This window comes from Pleurocapsa sp. PCC 7319 (genome assembly GCF_000332195.1).
In the GTDB taxonomy this organism is placed as follows: domain Bacteria; phylum Cyanobacteriota; class Cyanobacteriia; order Cyanobacteriales; family Xenococcaceae; genus Waterburya.
The window spans coordinates 4,153,178-4,170,616 of record NZ_KB235922.1 but is presented as its reverse complement, the minus strand read 5'-3'; the positions used below and the strand labels follow the sequence as shown (position 1 = coordinate 4,170,616).

Here is a 17,439-nt window from a genome sequence, read left to right as displayed (position 1 = left end):
TTTACCTCATACATTACCTTTGCTTAACTGAATAATGTTATCTCCATCACATAATCGAGCATATCAGGATTTCTTAATTTTGTTAACAAATTTTAAGAGCTTTTTAGGCAATCCGGAGGAGAAAAAGGCTAATTCTCAGATCCAGCAAAAGTTTCAGGAACTGCAACATTGGTTTGACAAGAATGTTACTGACCTTGATGAGCAAGAATTAGAAAAGGCGATCGCTTCTCGATGGCAATCGGTACAAACAGAAATTAAGCGTGAGTTTAAATTATTAACCACAGATATCTTGTTCCTTAAGTCTGCTCGTCAACAATCCACTCAGACTAAAAGAATTCAAAGTATCAGCGATCGCGTAACTAAACTAATTGGTTATTGTCAAGTAATGTTAGCAAATAGCGGCTAGCTAAGCTTAGACTCACCTAGGTTGCATATATTCTGTTGCCTATTCCCTATTCCCTATTGCCTTTCCCAAAATCTGGGGATGCAGTTTGAATGCGTCAAAGCTTACTAATACCTGTAAATCTTGTAGTTAGCCAAGAAAATTGTAACGAAGAACTAGGATGTTGCTAAAAAGGAAAAAATATGGGAGTTAGACCAATCGTAATTAGCCAAAATAGAAGATTGAGCGGGATGCCAACTCGCATAAAGTCAGTAAACCGATAACCTCCTGGTCCATAGACCATCAAGTTAGTCTGATAGCCAATGGGAGTAGAGAAACTAGCCGATGCACCAATCATCATGGCAATTACAAAAGGCATAAAGCTGACATCTAGATCTTGAGATAAAGCCAGGGCAATCGGAAATACCAGTGCAGCAGCAGCATTATTAGTAATGGTTTCTGTCAAGAGGTTAGTCAATCCATAAATAATCGCCAACGCCAGCCAAGGATTGTTTCCTGAAAAGTCAATTAAACTTGAGGCGATCGCTCCTGCTGCTCCTGTCGATTCTAGAGCTTTACCAATACTCAAAGCTGCCCCAATCACCAATAATACTGACCACTCAATATTACGTAAGGCTCTAACAGAAGAACAACAACCCGTCAATAACATCACCACCGATGCTAATACTGCTGCCTTAAGCATAGTCATCCAGCCAATAGTTGCCAAAAAGACCATCGCTCCTAAAATAGCGATCGCTAAAGGTGCTTTTTCATGGCGTAGTGGTTCAGAATCAGGGATACCATTAACTAAATAAAAATCTCTAGAGATACGTTGCTGAGATAGGAAATTAGCATTAGCTTCCAGTAATAAGGTATCGCCAGGCTGGAGACGAATACTACCAATTTTGCCTGGTAATCGCTCTCCGTTACGAGCAACCGCCAATACCACGGCATTATATTGGGTTCTAAATTTTCCTTCGCGAATTGTTTTGCCCACCATGGCAGAGGTGTTAGACACTACTGCTTCAATTAGACAACGTTCAGAGCGTGGGGTATCGAGCTTAAATACTTCGTCAGTAGCCGGTTGTAAACCCCTAAGACGATTTAAATCCACAATCGAATCAATCATGCCAATAAATACCAGGCGATCGCCATCTCGTAGAACTTCCTTGGGACTAACAGCCGGGATAATCATTTGATCGCGGACAATTTCTACTAAGTACAATCCTGGTAAATGACGTAAACCTGCCGCTTCAATACTATCTCCTGTCAGGGGACTATCTTGCGAAACCATCATTTCTACCGTGTACTGGCGGACATCGTCGGCTTCGCTAATTACAGGCTTACGACTCGGTAGTAACCAGCGATGAGTCAGAAACAAATATATGCTCCCGGCGATCGCACAAGGCAAACCTACCACCGCCAGATCGAATAACTTTAAGCCTGGTAAATTTGTAGTGGAGATTAATAAACCGTTAACTACTAAATTAGTACTTGTACCAATTAAAGTACACATGCCCCCGAAAATCGCTGCATAGCTCAGAGGAATCATTAACTTAGAAGGGCTAATCCGCAGTTTACGCGACCAGTCAGTTACTATGGGAATGAACATCGCCACTACAGGAGTGTTGTTTAAAAAAGCACTCATTCCCATGACAGGAGTCATCAAGCGCAAGAGAGCTGCGTTATGACCTTGAGGAAGTCCCAATACTCGTTGAGAGATCCAGTTTAAACCTCCAGTTTGGGATAAACCAGTAACCACAATGTAGAGTACGGCTACGGTGATCATCCCTGAATTACTAAAACCGGCAAAAGCATCTTGTTCGTTTAAAATACCACTTACAAATAAGACTGCCGCACCACCCAAAAAGATAATTTCTGTGGAGAGAGTTGTCAGAGCGTTGAATAAAAAAACACTGATGGCAACGAATATTGCTACCCATGCCTGCCAGGAAAGAGCAAAACTAGGAGAAGTAGCAACATATGATAGTAGAGCGATTCCAATGGAGGCAATCAAACCCATAAACGTCAGCAAGAGCCAATGTTTCCAAGTTTTCGGCGCGAAAATACGGTGGGAGATTCGTCGAGCTTCCATGCTGGATATTTCCTCAACAAAAATAAATTAGAGTAAAGTGTAACATGAATAAATTTCAAATGTTTTCTAATTCAATCGAAATTTAACCTTAAGTAAATCTCAGATAGTTTAGATAGTTTTAGCTAGTTGATACAGTATGGATAATAAAAGTGAGTAAGTCAACAGAAGAAACGGAAAACTTAGATTTGATCGAGTATTTGACTCAAAATAATTTTTTATTTAGGGGGTTAATGTCATCTTGGTTAACTAAATATATTGCTCCCGAGCAAATGATTCGAGAAAAATTGTACTCTAGTCGACCAATTTACACCGCATTTCGCACCGATACTTCTTTGGAATATCTCTATGTTGTAATTCATGGAGGACCAATTGTTGTGCGTAGTACACCATTGGATCGAATAATTGCTATAACTTACGTTGGAAGTTGTTTTGGTATGCAAAACTTAGCTTTAAGTTTTGGCAAAGTTTCTCGTGCTTTCCCAAGTTTAGTAGAAGCTTATAAAACCGCAGACGTAGTTAAAATCCCTTTAGAAGTAGTTAAAATACTACATCAAGAATCGTCAATATTTCGACAGCGATATGGGTTGATGTTTGAATTGCAAGAAAAGTTTCAATATCATTTGCTAAATTGCAGTACTTATCCACCCCAAGCTGTAGCAGCATTATTAAGAGCTTTAATTTATCAGGAGAGGGAATTAGGGAATCAACCTCAGGGCGATGGTGTTTTTGTATTTGATTTACCTGTAGAGGTGATTGCTAAAGCTTGCCAATTAAATCATCGTACGGTCGAACAAGTTCTCAAAGGTATGACTAAAATCGGATTATTAAAGTCTGATAAAGCTACTCACAGTGATTTAGTTCAAGTGCTCAATCCTGAAGAAATGAAAGCGGTTTATGGAGCGACTAGGGATAAAGTATCTTGGTGGCCTTTACGTTAAATATGATAATTGCTTATTTTCAGTGACTCGAAGCTGGGAGGAAAATGGGTGAACGAAAAAAGGTGTGGAGTTAAATAATAGAGACGCTTTAAGTAACGAGTAACGGCAATTAAAATTTTGGCCACCGTAAATTTCGCTCACCCGAGGAAAATAATCAGTTTTGGGAAAATTTAGGAAAAAATAATCACAGATAAGATAGTACTGGCGATCGCAATCAGCAGCCAGGTCAGCCTTTTCACAAATTTGAGATGATTATTGAATGATTTTGGTTCTTGAATCAAGTTTGGTCGACGGTGTAAATATTGAGAATAATCATTTCCCTCTATGTGCTCTAAGGTTGATGGTTCTAATATAGGTGCGAGACTGGCTTTACTAATACCAAACTTGTTTTTTTTCCAGCGATAACCCTTATTTGTTGAAGCTTTCAATACAGGGTGTTGCTTATGTGGCAAAGAAATCGAGGAAGTATAGATATTCTTGCGATACTTTTTGATATAAGTAGTCTTCTTACGAGGGTTAATAATGTTTTTGGCTTTTATTTTATTTATTGCTTGAGTTAATAAATGAGCTTCAATATAAGAATAACCTCTACTAATCGAATATATCGCTTGCTTGAGATCGTCAGCTAAACTATCTTTTAACAAATAACTTGAAGCACCTGCTTGTAGAGCTTGGCTAATATAATTACAATATTTGTGACCTGTAAGCACAATTACTTTAGTATTGGGCAAATACTTACAGATATACTTAGTTGCCGTGATACCGTTCATTTTAGGCATTTCAATATCAATCAAGACAACATCTGGTTGTAATTTTTCAATTTGAGTAATCGCTCTTTGTCCATCGTAAGCAGTACCAATTACATTAATTCCTGGCTCACTTTTTAAGATTGCCTTAATACCTTCCAACATCAAATATTGATCGTCTACGAGGAAAACTTGGATCATCTTACAATTTAGTTTGTCTAAAAATTGTTTATTTAGCGGCTAAAAATTACTGATAAATTATTGGCAGGCATCTCAATAACTTGTTGTAGTCTTAATTTAGCTGTGGCTGCAACTTCAATTACCGCTTCTAGATCCCTCACACCCCATTGATCATTGCGATCGCGTAGTGAACGATCAAAATTAGCATTGCTAGGAGCAGTATGTTCCCCATCACGTTTATAAGGTCCATACAGATAAAGAATACCTCCCGGGGGCAATATTTGCCCGGCTCCATTCATTAAACTCAAACAAGCTTGCCAGGGAGCAATATGAATCATGTTAATGTTGACGATCGCATCAATCTTGTACGTTGCTAATTGGTCTATCCAATCATCTTTCGTTACATCGATTTTTAAAGGCGTATCCAAATTATCTACACCAACAAAATTTTTCCAAGCGATAATGCTTTCACAAGCTAAAGGATTATTATCCGATGGAATCCAATGACAAGATTGTAACTGAGAGGCAAAAAAAACAGCGTGTTCTCCAGTACCACTAGCAATTTCTAAAACATTGCTTTTGGCAGGTAAAATTTTGGTTAATATTTCTAAGATTGGTTCGCGATTACGTTGAGTAGCAGGAGCGTATTGTCTGGCATCCCTCATAAATTGCTCAAGAAAGAAAACTCAAGGATTATCTATCCTATATTAAATATAGAGCGAAGTATGTCTTTTGTGTCTATTACTTAAGAATCACCTAGATATTGCAAACTTTATGTTAAAAAACTGTAAATCTTAGCATGACGCAACAACGTATTTTAATTTGGTATCGTAATGATTTACGAGTTCATGATCGCGAAGCTATTTATGAAGCTCTGGGGCAAAAAGCAGAGATTATTCCCGTATATTGTTTCGATCCGCGTCAGTTTGAGACAACTTCTTTTGGTTTTCCGAAAACAGGCAAGTTTCGCGCACAATTTTTAGTTGAAAGTGTAGCCGATCTGCGTGCCTCTCTACAGAAATTAGGGAGTAATTTGATTGTACGTCAGGGTTTACCAGCAAAAATCATTCCCGCGATCGCCGAACAGTTAAAAGTTGACCAAGTCTATTACAGTCAAGAAGTTACTAGCGAAGAAAAACAGGTAGAGAAAGAAGTTACAAAAGCATTATCTGCTCATAACATCAAAACGAAAAGCTTTTGGGAAGCAACCTTGTATTTGTTGGCAGATTTACCCTTTGAAATTAGTCAAATACCAGAACTATATACTAATTTTCGGAAGCAAGTTGAAAAAAAATCTGCTATTGAAGAAGCTATTCCCGCACCGAAAGAACTAACTTCTTTACCAGAAATAGATCCAGGAAAAATCCCAACTTTAGAGGAATTGGGTCTTGAGACTCCACAATTTGACGAGCGAGCAGTCTTAAATTTTAAAGGTGGCGAAAGCGAAGCTCTTAAAAGATTACAGAATTACTTTTGGCAAGAAGACTGTCTTCGGGAATATAAGGAAACCCGCAACGGAATGTTGGGGGCAAACTATTCGTCTAAGTTTTCTCCCTGGTTAGCGTTAGGCTGTATTTCTCCACGATATATCAATGATCGAGTAATTCAATATGAGACTGAAAGGGTGAAAAACAATTCAACCTACTGGTTAATTTTCGAGCTTATCTGGCGTGATTTTTTTCGTTTCATAGTGGCAAAACACGGTAACAAGGTATTTAAAATTGAAGGATTACAAGGAAAAGCAATTCCCTGGAAAGAAGATTGGAAACGCTTCGATCTTTGGCGAGAAGGCAAAACTGGTTATCCCTTAATTGACGCCAATATGCAAGAATTAGCTGCCACAGGTTTTATGTCTAATCGTGGTAGACAAAATGTTGCTAGTTTCCTCACAAAAAACCTGGGTATAAATTGGCAAATGGGTGCAGAATGGTTTGAATCTCTCCTGATTGATTATGATGTGTGTAGTAATTGGGGAAATTGGAATTATACTGCCGGAGTTGGCAATGATGCACGGGGTTTTCGCTACTTTAATATTCCTAAACAAACCAAAGATTACGACCCCAAGGGAAATTATATTAAACACTGGCTACCAGAATTAGCAGCACTTCCTGGTGCTTTAGCTCGGGAACCAGGGAAATTAACCACAGAAGAACAACAGCAATATGGAGTCAGATTAGGTGTAGACTATCCACGCCCCATAGTAGACTTTTTTAAATCAGTCAAAGCTAACGAAAAAATTTATCAAAGTGCTATGGAATAGCTAATTTTTCACTAAGAGTACTCCAATAAATAAACTACATGAGCGAACAACTTTTAATACTCAATAATAATAATTGGAAAATATTATTATTGACGTGCTTTTTGGGAATTAGTAATTTTGTTTCTGTTCAGACAATAGCCCAAGCTCAGACTGATCTAGTTAATCCTTTAGAAACTATCAAATCCGATCCTTTGATTCCTCCTGGTTATGGTCAAAGAGAATTGACATCTTTTGAAAAATATCGGATTGAAAAAACCATAATTGATCTTAATCAGACTGCAACAGCAGAATTAGCTCAGGGTAATACCGATCAGGCTTTTAAACTGTGGTATCGACAGTTAAGACTTACTCGTGCTCTTGATACGAGCGCAGAAATCAAAGCTTTGGGAAAAATTGGTGCGATCGCTTGGCAAGAGAATCGTGGTGCAGATGTCCGTAATATTGCCAAACGTTTGATTACAATTCAAGAGGAAATAACCGCTAAAAAACCACTAACTACTGCTTTACTAAATCAGTTTGCTCAAGCCTATCAAGAAGTTGGATATTTAGATCGGGCTATAGCTATTTATCAGCAAATATTAACTAATAATAGAAAAACAAATAGTTCGATTGCAGAACAAAAAAATTTAGAGACTCTGGGAAAACTCTATTTGGCTAGATTTGACTATCAACAAGCTGCCAAAATTTACCAAGAGTTATCAACTGTTGATACTTTTGACGAACAAAAAACTAAACTAAGCAATAAACAAAAATTCTATCTCAGCACTTTAATTGATATTTACGATCGCACCGAGCAAACGAATAAAGCAATTACGACGAGAAAACGTTTGCTCAAGCAATATTCTGCTGCTCAACAATTAAATAAAATACCGGCTTTAGAAATGGCGATCGCCCAGAATTATGAAACTTTAAATCAACCAGATAAAGCTATCAAAGCTTATGATCGGGTTTTTACAATGGCATCCCAAACGCAAAAATTAGCAATAGCTAGCGATGCTTTAACTAGACTAGGGGAACTATATCAACAAACTAAGCGCACAGATGATGCAATCGCGACTTACGCCGAGTTAATCGAGGTTCAACAACAAACTTATAACTATTATGGTTTGGTTAATACTTATGACACTCTGGGCAAGATATATTTCAATTTAAATCAAAAAGCTAAGGCGAAACTGTATTTCCAAGCTGGTTTAGAGTTAGCAAAACCTTTGGATTATAAAGTTGAATATTTTAATAATCAAATTAATTCCACCGTTCAATAGATACTGTTGGCGAATTAAAGCGGAGCACAATCGCGACGAGAAGGCAGCCAGAAAACTATGGAATTCTTTACCTCCAGCCTATCGCCAGTGTGCGATCTCTTACACTGATTTTTGGGCAGCCTATGGAGCTATTGAAATACTAAGCAAAGTTCAATAATTTTAGTTTGCAATATTCCCAACACTTCTGCTCCTCTTTTGAGCCTATATTCAAGGTCTAATAACAATGGCAGTGTCGATAACAACTGTTGGGATCTTGTTTGGTGAATTTCTTGGCGAATAAAATAAAGACGGTTAGGATTATTGATGCCGGCAGTAGAAGCGATCGCCTTATTGTCTCGTTCTCCAGCTTCTTCCATTAATTTAACTATTGTCCATGTCCGAAATTGCCCTACTAAGGTGGCAACTATCTTTAATGCGGGTTCATTGCGGTTAATTAAATCAGTAACTAACCCTAAGGCTTTATCTGTTTCACCATCTTTAATGGCGGCTGCTAACTGTAGACTATTTTGGGTATTACAAAGAACTAAGTTAGCTACTGTATTTTCATCTAGTGCTTGCTCAGAATCACTTGAGTAGATTTTTAATTTTTCTAATTCATTCCATAATTGTCTAGTGTCATTGCCTACCGATTCTGCTAGTAAAGTGAGTGCTTTTGGTGTTAATTTAAGCTGAATTTCTTGAGCCCCTTTTCTTACTTGAGCCGTAATTAAATCAGTTTTCCAAGGAGGTATTAAACTAAAGTCTTGAACTTGAGCATATTTTTTGATTTGTTTGGTTGAATTTAGTCTGCTATCAATTTTTTTATTGGTAGTTAACAGTAAGTGAGATGTCTCAGGAATTATCTTTAAGGTGCGTTCTAATTCTGCCAGAATTTCTGCTGATGGCTTCTGATGGCATATAGTTATATTTTCTAGCCAGACCAATCTTTCTCCCATACCGAATACGGGGGTCAAAGCTTGATTTAGACCAGCAAAAATTGCTTCAGGTTGGTCGGCAGAAAGCTTATGATAATTAAACTGCAGCCAACTTGGATCGAGAACTTTAGTTTGTAGTTTTTCTACAGCTTGGGCGATCGCAAAATCATCTTCTCCCCAATATAAATAGATAGGCATAATTTCTTAATCTCCACAAACTTTTACCTTTTGATTCTTGTTTTAATTATTGATTATGAAAAGGCAGTTTGATTATAGAGTTAGTATCAGTATTTATAACAAAATGTAAACAATATAAAATTCGTATTGAGATTATTACTTGATGTATTATTTAATTTTCTCTTGGTTATATAAAGTTCCCAAAAATTTTAGGTTATGAGGATAAATTAAGTATTATTTTGGAGTTATGTTTATTGGGCAAATATAATACAAGATTTAAAAATGCAGGGCATAAATAAAACGTTTGTCGATTTATTATTTTGTTTTATAATTGGGCTTTTGATTATTCAAGCATCTAATTCTATTCAAAAACAGGAAGAATCATCTAATTCTATAAATATTGAGGATGCCATGATTACTAGGGACAGCCAAAAATAGAAGAAAAATAAATTTTATGAGGGTGCAATCTTAACAACACCCTTTTGTAAGTGATTTTTATAGATCCACTAAAATTTGTCCATCTTCAATCCGAGTCGGAAAAATTCCTAAAGTTTTCTCTGTTGAAATTTTGCCTAGTACGTTACCTACAACAGGGGGAAAAGGACACCAGTTTTTAACATTGCCAGTTTCTAGATCAAATTCACTACGATGCCAAGGACAGACAATAGAACCATCAGGGGTAATCTTACCTTTTTTGAGAGGTAGTTTTAAATGGGGGCAAATACTATCAATTGCATAAATATTGCCAGATTCATTTAAGAGTAATAGTGCTTTCTGATCTAACTTAACAACCTGTCTCGTCCCAGGTGTTAATTCTTCGGCTGACAATGCTTTCGTCCAAGCCATATCAAATTCTCCTCAATCCTCAAAAAATGTTTTATTCCGAACTTCTGAAAAACTCAGATGTCCCCATTAATTATTCAATAATTTAGAACTGGTAAATTTTTTTAGTTAAAAAATGTATTATAGCGATCGCAACTATGCGATCGCTATAAGTGGGGGTCTCCAATCAATACTTCTCGTTTAACAAGTTCAGCAAGAAAATTAGCAGATTATCTATGCCCAGACGATTCTATTTTCTACCTCACTCATTGTGGCTCCCTCTACAACTGCAATTAAATCTCCTTGGAAAGAAATCTTAGTATCGTTACCATCTTGGTCAAAAGAGTAGCTTTTGAAGCCATTGGAACCGCCACCCCATTTGAGCTGAATCCAGTCTTGATCCTCTTGGTCGCCAAAGTCTTTAATAAATGCTAAGTCACTAATACCATGTCCTAGGTAAAAGAAGTTGTGGCGATCGCCTAAGACAAAAGTATCTTCACCACCGTTACCCCACAGTACATCTACTTCGAGTGTTCCAGGCATACTTGCTCTAAGATCGACTCCCACGAGAACATCATTGCCGCCACTAGTAGCCGCAGCATCATTGACCATGGCTGGATCATAGTCACCGAAGACTTGGTCATTGCCGCCTCCTGCAACAATGTAATCATTTCCATAAGCAGTTACGGTTACATTACCAAATGCTTGGAGAATGTCTCCCGATATTTGATCGTTGCCACTTCCTTGGCTGATGATGCGATCGTTGTCACTTTCGATGGTAATTATGCTATTTAGCGCTATAGCAGTACCCACATCCCCAGCTAGCTCGCTTTCACCGACGGAAAAGGAGTTGATGACATCACGCCCACTCCGAATGTTTACCCTAGCACCACTAAATGCTACAGCTGCACCCACATCACCAGCGATGACATTTCCCCCATTCTTAGCGACTGCCTTGATGTGGTCGTTGCCACCCCAGGTGTTGACGCTGCTACCTGCACCGGATACTTGAGCGAAACCTAAATCGCCGGTAACGACATTGGCAGCGCTTGGCGTCGGGAAAGGAGGCTGAAGAACCGGCTCACCGTTGGGAAAAAAAGTAGAGTTGGATACGGCAATAATTTTATCGTTGCCACCTTTGATGGTAACTCTACCTCCTCCTGAGGCTTCTGCTCTATTTAGATCACCCTGAATAAAGTTACTGCCATCATCTGCCAAGGACTTAATCCGGTCATTGCCACCCTTAATTTCCAAACTATTATCATCTAGTGCCTGAGCTTCTCTTGCATCCCCAGCAATGATATTAGTATTTCTAGCCTTCGCCTTAATGACATCATTACTGCCTCTGAAACGCGCAGATGGAGGGGTAGTTAGTCTATCAAAATCACCGCTGATGTTATTATCGGGAGCGAAAAGGCTCAAGTCATTACCAAGAAAAAACTCATTGGAATAAGCAATTAGACGGGGTATTGTAGTCATATCTTAAACCCAAACTTTTTAACCTACTGCTAAGTTTCTTACCTTCACCTAGGAGAATAAGTAAAGTACTCTAAGCTTAGAATCATCAAAACTTTAAGCTAAAGTCGTCAAAACTTTAAGCTTTATAGGTAATTGATATGTTTTACGCCTATTATGAATTTCTGACATCCTCCCAACACTGACCGCTTGCGGTACAGTGTGGGGTTCCCAACTCAACCACCAAACTTATCAAAGCTCGCTTTCACTTATTTGACAGAGGTTCAAATGTCCTTGGGCGTTAATTCGGGAGTGCCCCCCCCTACTCAAATATTCCAATCCTTTTGCCAACAAATTACGGCTGGCATTTTCGTCTCTATCGAGAATACAGCCACACTCGCAAGCATGGGTTCTTTCAGACAAAGACTTTTTAACAATTCGATGACAAGAACTGCACTCTTGACTGGTGTACTGAGGTGGAACAGCAATGACAATTTTGCCAAAAACTTGTCCATAGTATTCCAACCATTCAAAGAATTGTCTCCATGCAGCGCAGGAAATGCTTTTGGCAAGACGACGATTCTTGACCATATTAGGCACCGTCAGTTTCTCAAACACCACCAAATCGTTAGATTTGACTACGCATCTTGCCAACTTCACGGCAAAATCTTTACGCTGGCGCGAGACTTTCAAGTGCTTTCTTCCCAGTTTATTAATTGCTTTTTTGCGCTTATTAGAGCCTTTAACCTTGCGACTAACCCGTCTTTGCAGACGTTTAAGAGCTTTTTCCGATTTTCTCAGATGACGAGGATTTTCAACCTTGTTACCTCGATTGTCGGTATAGTTCTTCCTATCATCTAGGTAAATCTTCAAGTTCTGAAATCTAGCTTTCCTTGATAACTGTGCTATATTACATGAGAAATTTCTCTAGCCTAAGATAGTTCATTTCTCATATTTCTAGTATCTAAATTATTACTAGAGTAGCGAAAACTACGTTTGTATCTGTCAAATTCTTTGCAGCAGGCAAAGTAGCATATGACTGAATTAATATGTTAGGAAGTTAAGACCCAGTTATTTTTAATCTGCTGATTATGGTTGCTTAGGTTAGCATTTACCTAATTTGACTCTGGCAAAACTGACGAAGTAAATACTTTACAAATAGTACTCTAGTTAACAAAGAATCTATGACTACACAAGTGATTACCAAGGAAAAAAAGAATATTCAAGACTATAAAGTAGCCGACATTTCTCTGGCAGATTGGGGGCGCAAAGAAATATCTATTGCCGAAGGTGAAATGCCAGCATTAATGACAATTCGGGCTAAATACCGAGATAGTAAACCGTTGCAGGGTGCAAAGATCATTGGCTGCATTCACATGACAATACAAACAGCGGTTTTAATTGAAACCCTATGTGAATTAGGTGCTGAAGTTCGTTGGTCTTCTTGTAACATCTTTTCGACACAAGATCATGCTGCTGCTGCCATTGCTGCTGCGGGAATACCTGTATTTGCCTGGAAAGGCGAGACAGAAGAAGAATACATTTGGTGTATTGAGCAAACTTGCCGTGATGGGGAAGGAGACTTGTGGGATGCCAATATGATTTTGGATGATGGTGGTGATTTAACTGGTCATATCCATGAAAAGTATCCTGAAATGCTAAACCGAATTCATGGTGTCACAGAAGAAACTACTACTGGAGTTCACCGTCTCTGGGAAATGCTGGAAAAGGGAGAACTAAAAGTTCCAGCGATCAATGTTAATGATTCTGTCACCAAAGCCAAAAATGATAACAAGTACGGATGTCGTCATAGTTTGAATGACGCGATCAAACGTGGTCTAGATCACTTAATGGCTGGTAAAAAAGCCTTGGTAATTGGCTATGGTGATGTTGGTAAAGGTTCTGTGGCTTCTCTCCGTCAAGAAGGCATGATCGTTAAAGTTGCCGAGGTTGACCCCATTTGCGCTATGCAAGCTTGTATGGATGGTTATGAACTAGTTTCTCCTTACATTGATGGCAAAAATGACGGTTCGGTCAACAGCATCAACAAAGAATTACTCGCATCACTTGATATGGTTGTAACCGCAACTGGTAACTTCAATGTCTGCGACGCTAATATGTTGACTCACCTAAAACCAGGTGCTGTGGTTTGTAATATCGGTCACTTTGATAATGAGATCGATACTGCCTTTATGCGTCGGGAATGGCGTTGGGAAGAAGTTAAACCTCAGGTGCATCAAGTTTATCGTAGTAATGATCCTCAAGATTTCTTACTGCTATTGTCTGAAGGTCGTCTAGTCAATTTAGGGAATGCCACTGGACACCCCTCCAGAATTATGGATGGATCTTTTGCTAACCAAGTACTAGCTCAAATGTTTTTATTTGAACGTAAGTTTGCTGATAAATCTCCAGAGGAAAAAGCTGCTGCTATTACAGTTGAAGTGCTACCCAAACATTTAGATGAAGAAGTAGCTCGTTATATGGTTGCAGGATTTGGCGGCGTGATTACTGAATTAACTGAAGAACAGGCTAAATACATTAATGTACCAGTAAACGGTCCCTTTAAACCTGAAGCATACAAGTACTAAAAAATGCAACTTAAAAGATAACGGCGTTGCTGGATCGAGGTATGATTTTAAACTTTAATGACTAAGCAGATTAATTAAAAAGCTAAGAGCTAAGAGCTAAAAGCTAAGAGCTACGAACAGATTACTTTTCGGTTTCATACTTCAAATCAGCAACGCCTAAAAGATAACAACTGGTTTAGGTAAATTGAAATAGCTAAACCATGTCTAAAATTTAAGTTCTAAATCAAAGGTGGGCATTGCTCACCTTTTTATTTTATTTTGGTTTAATAAATTATTTTTTAAAATTCTAAATGGCAAAACTTTCTATCGAACTTAACCGTTATTTTTTTGAAGAATCTAGAGGTCAAAAGGTTACTTTAGCAGATATTCTAACTCTAGCGGGGGAAAGAGTATTCGGATTTTTATTTGTAATTTTAGCTCTACCTTCTGCTTTGCCAATCCCTGCTCCTGGTTACTCTGTTCCTTTCGGAGTTGCTATGTTTTTCTTGGCTATACAGCTAATTATAGGTCGCGATCGCCCCTGGCTACCCGCTAAAATCATGAATGGTTCGATGCCTTTAGAGAAAGTGCAAGGAGTTGTCAAAAAAGGAATTCCTTGGCTACAGAGAATTGAAGCTCTAACTCAACCCCGTTTTAGCTCGATCTGTACTAGTTTGCCAGGAAGAGTAGTGCTGGGTAGTGCGATCGCCTTAATGTCGATTTCCATGATGATTGTCATTCCTGGGACAAACACCTTACCCGCGATCGGAATTTTTGTAACTGGTTTTGGTTTAGTAGAGGATGACGGGGCAATTAGTTTACTGGGTCTAATTATCTGCGCTTTGGGGGCAGCAGTTTCCACCTCAATTTTAATTGCTGTAGTTTGGGGTGGCTCCAACTTAATTGATGTAATTAAAGAGCAGCTAGCCAGATAAAGGGGCTTCGCCCCAGCCATAAGCCATAAGCTTTAAGCTACTACGCAAAAAGTTAATTAAGAAGCTTAGAGCCATAAGCTTTAAGAAAATAAATAAATTTAAACCAAAACTAATTACTTTAATGCGTATTTTTACTAGAATTAGCTACTTTTTAGTCATATTTTCCTTAACTCTCTACGGAAGAATTGTACTTAGTCAAGACAATGTTGTTACTCAAAATGCTTTTCCAGGTACCAATACATCATCTATGATGGACAGCTTTGTCGAAAGCTACATGGGCTTGAATCAATTGAGTGGATATGTAATTTCTCTGATCATGGCAATAGTTTTTGGTATGATTATTGCTTTCCATCCTCAAACCTTTGGTAAAAAGGAGAACATTGATGAGATTGAAGCACCTAAAACTTTCTTATTCTATGCCATGATTGGTTCTCTTGTTGGTGCTACTGTGGCTGATTATGGTCCTGAACTAGGATTTATCTTTTTTGGTCTTGGAGGATTGATGCGCTTTAGGACAAATGCTGGGGGATCTAACCAAACTGGACGTTTGATTTTAGTCGCTCTGATTGGTCTCTGTTGTGGTCTAAAGATGCTTTACATTGCCGGGGTTTCCACCTTGGTAGGGTGGATTTTAATTTATTTTTTAGAGCGCAGAACTATTTATCAAATTGAAATTACGGGGCTAGAGAAAAAATTGTTTTGGGAATCAGTTGAACAATATCGTAATGCTCTCAAAACACAAAAATATAACATCATCATTGAAAAAAAGAATTTTGCCAAATCAAAAATCCTGTTCATTTTTAGCTCCTCATCTAAAGTTGAGAAAGATTCTATTGAAGAATTTTTCCGTCAGCAAGTGTCTCCAGAGCATAGCGGTTCAATAGATTTAGAAGTAGGTTATAAAAAATAGTTGTCTTCTTTTTTACAAAAGATTATTAATTCCTTAGAAAACACTTATTTTCCGCATACAATAGCGCCAATAAAAGTCAGTCCTTTCGTTCGCTTATTTTCCAATGCTGAATTTTCAAATCCAGTCAGATAGTGACGTACCAGCATCTAAGCAATTATTTGCTCAACTTCAATTTGCGATCGCTTCTGGACAATATCCTCCTGCTCATCGTTTACCCAGTACCAGGCAATTAGCGATGATTACAGGTCTTCACCGCAACACCATCAGTAAAGTTTATCAGCAATTAGAAGAAAGCGGGCTAGTAGAATCAGTTGCTGGTTCGGGAATTTATGTCAAAACTCACGAACGAGAAAATACTCTCAATTCTGACTCCCCTGTAATTGCCTCAGTCAATGTGATCAAAGAAAGTATCGATCGGGCTTTAGAGTTAGGTTGCACTTTAGCTCAGTTCAAAGATATTGTTCTGGAAGAAATAGACTGGCGTATTAGTTGTTGCGATCGCGTTATTGTTACTGTTCCCCAAAGAGACATCAGCGCGGGAGAAATCATGCAGCAGGAGCTGAGGGATTCATTGTCAATCGACATTGAATTAATTGAATTAGAGGAATTACCACAAATTCTGGAAAAAATTAACTTTGGTACTTTGGTAACTAATCGTTATTTTATTCAAGAGGTGTTGGCAATTGTCCCCCCCAATTCTTTTCGAGTTATTCCCATTGATATGTACGACTACAATAAGGAATTAGAGATCATTAAGACCCTTCCATCCCAAGCTTGTCTGGGTATAGTTAGCCTTAGTGAGGGAACTTTGAGTATTGCTTCTAGTATAGTTAACAGCCAAAGAGGAGACGATTTACTAGTCTTAACTTCTGCTGTGAGCGATCGCGAACGCCTTAAAGCAGTTATTCGGGCGGCTCATACACTGATTGCTGGCTTTGCTAGTTACGATCTCGTTAAATCTGAGATTATCGCTATGCGAGAGGATTTAATTCGGATTCCCGATGTAATTCGTACTGATAGCTACATTGCCGAGAAGTCAATTAATTTACTAAAAAGAGAATTAGGACTCAGCAATAAATAAATCATTTAAGCAAATATCCAATGGCGAAAGGCGATCGCATTTACGTATATCGAAATTTATGGGAGCTAGATGGACTGTATCAACATCACGGTATTGATTGTGGTGACGGTACAGTAATCCATTATCGCAAGCCCAGCGAAACCATCGAAAGGACATCCCTAGCAACGTTTAGTAGGGGAAATCCTGTATATGTTGCCGAATATGGCGATGGATTTGGCTTTATTCCTCATGTAGTAGTAGAAAGAGCAGAAAGTCGACTAGGAGAGCGCAAATATAATTTACTATTTAATAACTGCGAACATTTTGTTAGCTGGTGTAAAACAGGAGTCAGCGAAAGTCAACAGGTCAAAGATTTTTTACCCCTGATTCATACCCTTGATGCTTCAAAACTATATAAACCAATTAAACAGGCACTGCAAGGCAAAGACAGCCGTAATGCTCAGCAGTTGTTAGCCGAAGCCCTGACGGATATTAAATCAGTTTGGGATCGGGTACAGCCAGAATATCAACAGGCGATCAACGAAGTCCAAGTATGGGATCGAGTAGCAAAACAAGCTTTGATTAAAGAACGCGAAGATTTAGCCCGAGCAGCGATCGCTAAAAAGCTACACTTTGAAAAACAAGCCAGCAAATTGGAGATAGAACTGAGTGAATTAGCGGAAATGACCGAAAATATTGTGCGCAATCAACAAGAATTGACTTTTTGAAATTGACT

The 17,439-nt window shown here is 38.4% G+C and carries 15 protein-coding genes and 1 pseudogene; 9 read left to right on the top strand and 7 right to left on the bottom strand.

Annotated elements, in window-relative coordinates:
- Positions 1 to 34: 34 nt before the first annotated feature.
- A complete protein-coding gene (gene patD / locus PLEUR7319_RS38460; protein ID WP_019507595.1) occupies positions 35 to 406 on the top strand; it encodes a heterocyst frequency control protein PatD in 372 nt (123 codons plus the stop codon).
- A 163-nt stretch (positions 407 to 569) separates the two neighbouring features.
- Here the strand turns inward: patD and PLEUR7319_RS0123020 are convergent, their stop codons facing one another.
- Positions 570 to 2,477, bottom strand: a complete 1,908-nt coding sequence (locus tag PLEUR7319_RS0123020; protein WP_019507594.1) for an SLC13 family permease — start codon at positions 2,475 to 2,477, stop codon at positions 570 to 572.
- Positions 2,478 to 2,626: 149 nt separating this feature from the next.
- Here PLEUR7319_RS0123020 and PLEUR7319_RS0123015 point away from each other — a divergent pair, with 149 nt between their 5' ends.
- Positions 2,627 to 3,415: a Crp/Fnr family transcriptional regulator gene (locus PLEUR7319_RS0123015; RefSeq protein ID WP_019507593.1), complete on the top strand. Its 789-nt coding sequence runs from the start codon at positions 2,627 to 2,629 to the stop codon at positions 3,413 to 3,415.
- Between the two features lie 170 nt (positions 3,416 to 3,585).
- Here the strand turns inward: PLEUR7319_RS0123015 and PLEUR7319_RS38455 are convergent, their stop codons facing one another.
- Together PLEUR7319_RS38455 and PLEUR7319_RS0123005 are read right to left on the bottom strand one after the other, a co-directional pair.
- A complete protein-coding gene (locus tag PLEUR7319_RS38455; protein WP_051044461.1) occupies positions 3,586 to 4,362 on the bottom strand; it encodes a response regulator transcription factor in 777 nt (258 codons plus the stop codon).
- Positions 4,363 to 4,394: 32 nt separating this feature from the next.
- Positions 4,395 to 5,006 carry a DUF938 domain-containing protein gene (locus tag PLEUR7319_RS0123005; protein ID WP_019507591.1) on the bottom strand — a complete coding sequence of 204 codons (612 nt, stop codon included), beginning with the start codon at positions 5,004 to 5,006 and terminating at the stop codon, positions 4,395 to 4,397.
- A gap of 134 nt (positions 5,007 to 5,140) precedes the next feature.
- Between PLEUR7319_RS0123005 and PLEUR7319_RS0123000 the strand changes: the two genes are divergently transcribed.
- A complete protein-coding gene (locus PLEUR7319_RS0123000) occupies positions 5,141 to 6,601 on the top strand; it encodes a DASH family cryptochrome (protein WP_019507590.1) in 1,461 nt (486 codons plus the stop codon).
- A 38-nt stretch (positions 6,602 to 6,639) separates the two neighbouring features.
- Positions 6,640 to 7,863, top strand: a complete 1,224-nt coding sequence (locus tag PLEUR7319_RS36460) for a lipopolysaccharide assembly protein LapB (protein WP_019507589.1) — start codon at positions 6,640 to 6,642, stop codon at positions 7,861 to 7,863.
- Positions 7,864 to 7,991: 128 nt separating this feature from the next.
- Here the strand turns inward: PLEUR7319_RS36460 and holA are convergent, their stop codons facing one another.
- The 4 genes and pseudogenes from holA to PLEUR7319_RS36455 all read right to left on the bottom strand — a co-directional run.
- Entirely contained in the window at positions 7,992 to 8,975 is a 984-nt protein-coding gene (gene holA, locus PLEUR7319_RS0122985) for a DNA polymerase III subunit delta (RefSeq protein WP_019507587.1), read from the bottom strand.
- A 474-nt stretch (positions 8,976 to 9,449) separates the two neighbouring features.
- Positions 9,450 to 9,800 (bottom strand): Rieske (2Fe-2S) protein, encoded by a 351-nt coding sequence (locus PLEUR7319_RS0122975; protein WP_019507585.1) that lies wholly within the window; start codon positions 9,798 to 9,800, stop codon positions 9,450 to 9,452.
- A 210-nt stretch (positions 9,801 to 10,010) separates the two neighbouring features.
- Positions 10,011 to 11,255, bottom strand: coding sequence for a hypothetical protein (locus PLEUR7319_RS0122970; protein ID WP_019507584.1), 1,245 nt, complete (start codon positions 11,253 to 11,255; stop codon positions 10,011 to 10,013).
- A gap of 212 nt (positions 11,256 to 11,467) precedes the next feature.
- Positions 11,468 to 12,074: pseudogene (locus PLEUR7319_RS36455) on the bottom strand (RNA-guided endonuclease InsQ/TnpB family protein); the annotation flags it as partial.
- A gap of 341 nt (positions 12,075 to 12,415) precedes the next feature.
- Between PLEUR7319_RS36455 and ahcY the strand changes: the two are divergent.
- The 5 genes from ahcY to PLEUR7319_RS0122940 all read left to right on the top strand — a co-directional run bounded on the left by ahcY (position 12,416) and on the right by PLEUR7319_RS0122940 (position 17,431).
- Positions 12,416 to 13,819 (top strand): adenosylhomocysteinase, encoded by a 1,404-nt coding sequence (ahcY, locus tag PLEUR7319_RS0122960; protein WP_019507582.1) that lies wholly within the window; start codon positions 12,416 to 12,418, stop codon positions 13,817 to 13,819.
- Positions 13,820 to 14,109: 290 nt separating this feature from the next.
- The gene (locus tag PLEUR7319_RS0122955; RefSeq protein WP_019507581.1) at positions 14,110 to 14,733 is read left to right on the top strand and encodes an exopolysaccharide biosynthesis protein; all 624 of its coding nucleotides are present in this window, start codon (positions 14,110 to 14,112) and stop codon (positions 14,731 to 14,733) included.
- A 121-nt stretch (positions 14,734 to 14,854) separates the two neighbouring features.
- Positions 14,855 to 15,643: an MgtC/SapB family protein gene (locus PLEUR7319_RS0122950; RefSeq protein ID WP_019507580.1), complete on the top strand. Its 789-nt coding sequence runs from the start codon at positions 14,855 to 14,857 to the stop codon at positions 15,641 to 15,643.
- Between the two features lie 103 nt (positions 15,644 to 15,746).
- Complete coding sequence (locus PLEUR7319_RS0122945) at positions 15,747 to 16,724, top strand: GntR family transcriptional regulator (RefSeq protein WP_019507579.1); 978 nt, start codon at positions 15,747 to 15,749, stop codon at positions 16,722 to 16,724.
- A 20-nt stretch (positions 16,725 to 16,744) separates the two neighbouring features.
- Complete coding sequence (locus PLEUR7319_RS0122940; protein ID WP_019507578.1) at positions 16,745 to 17,431, top strand: lecithin retinol acyltransferase family protein; 687 nt, start codon at positions 16,745 to 16,747, stop codon at positions 17,429 to 17,431.
- The last annotated feature ends 8 nt before the right edge of the window (positions 17,432 to 17,439 follow it).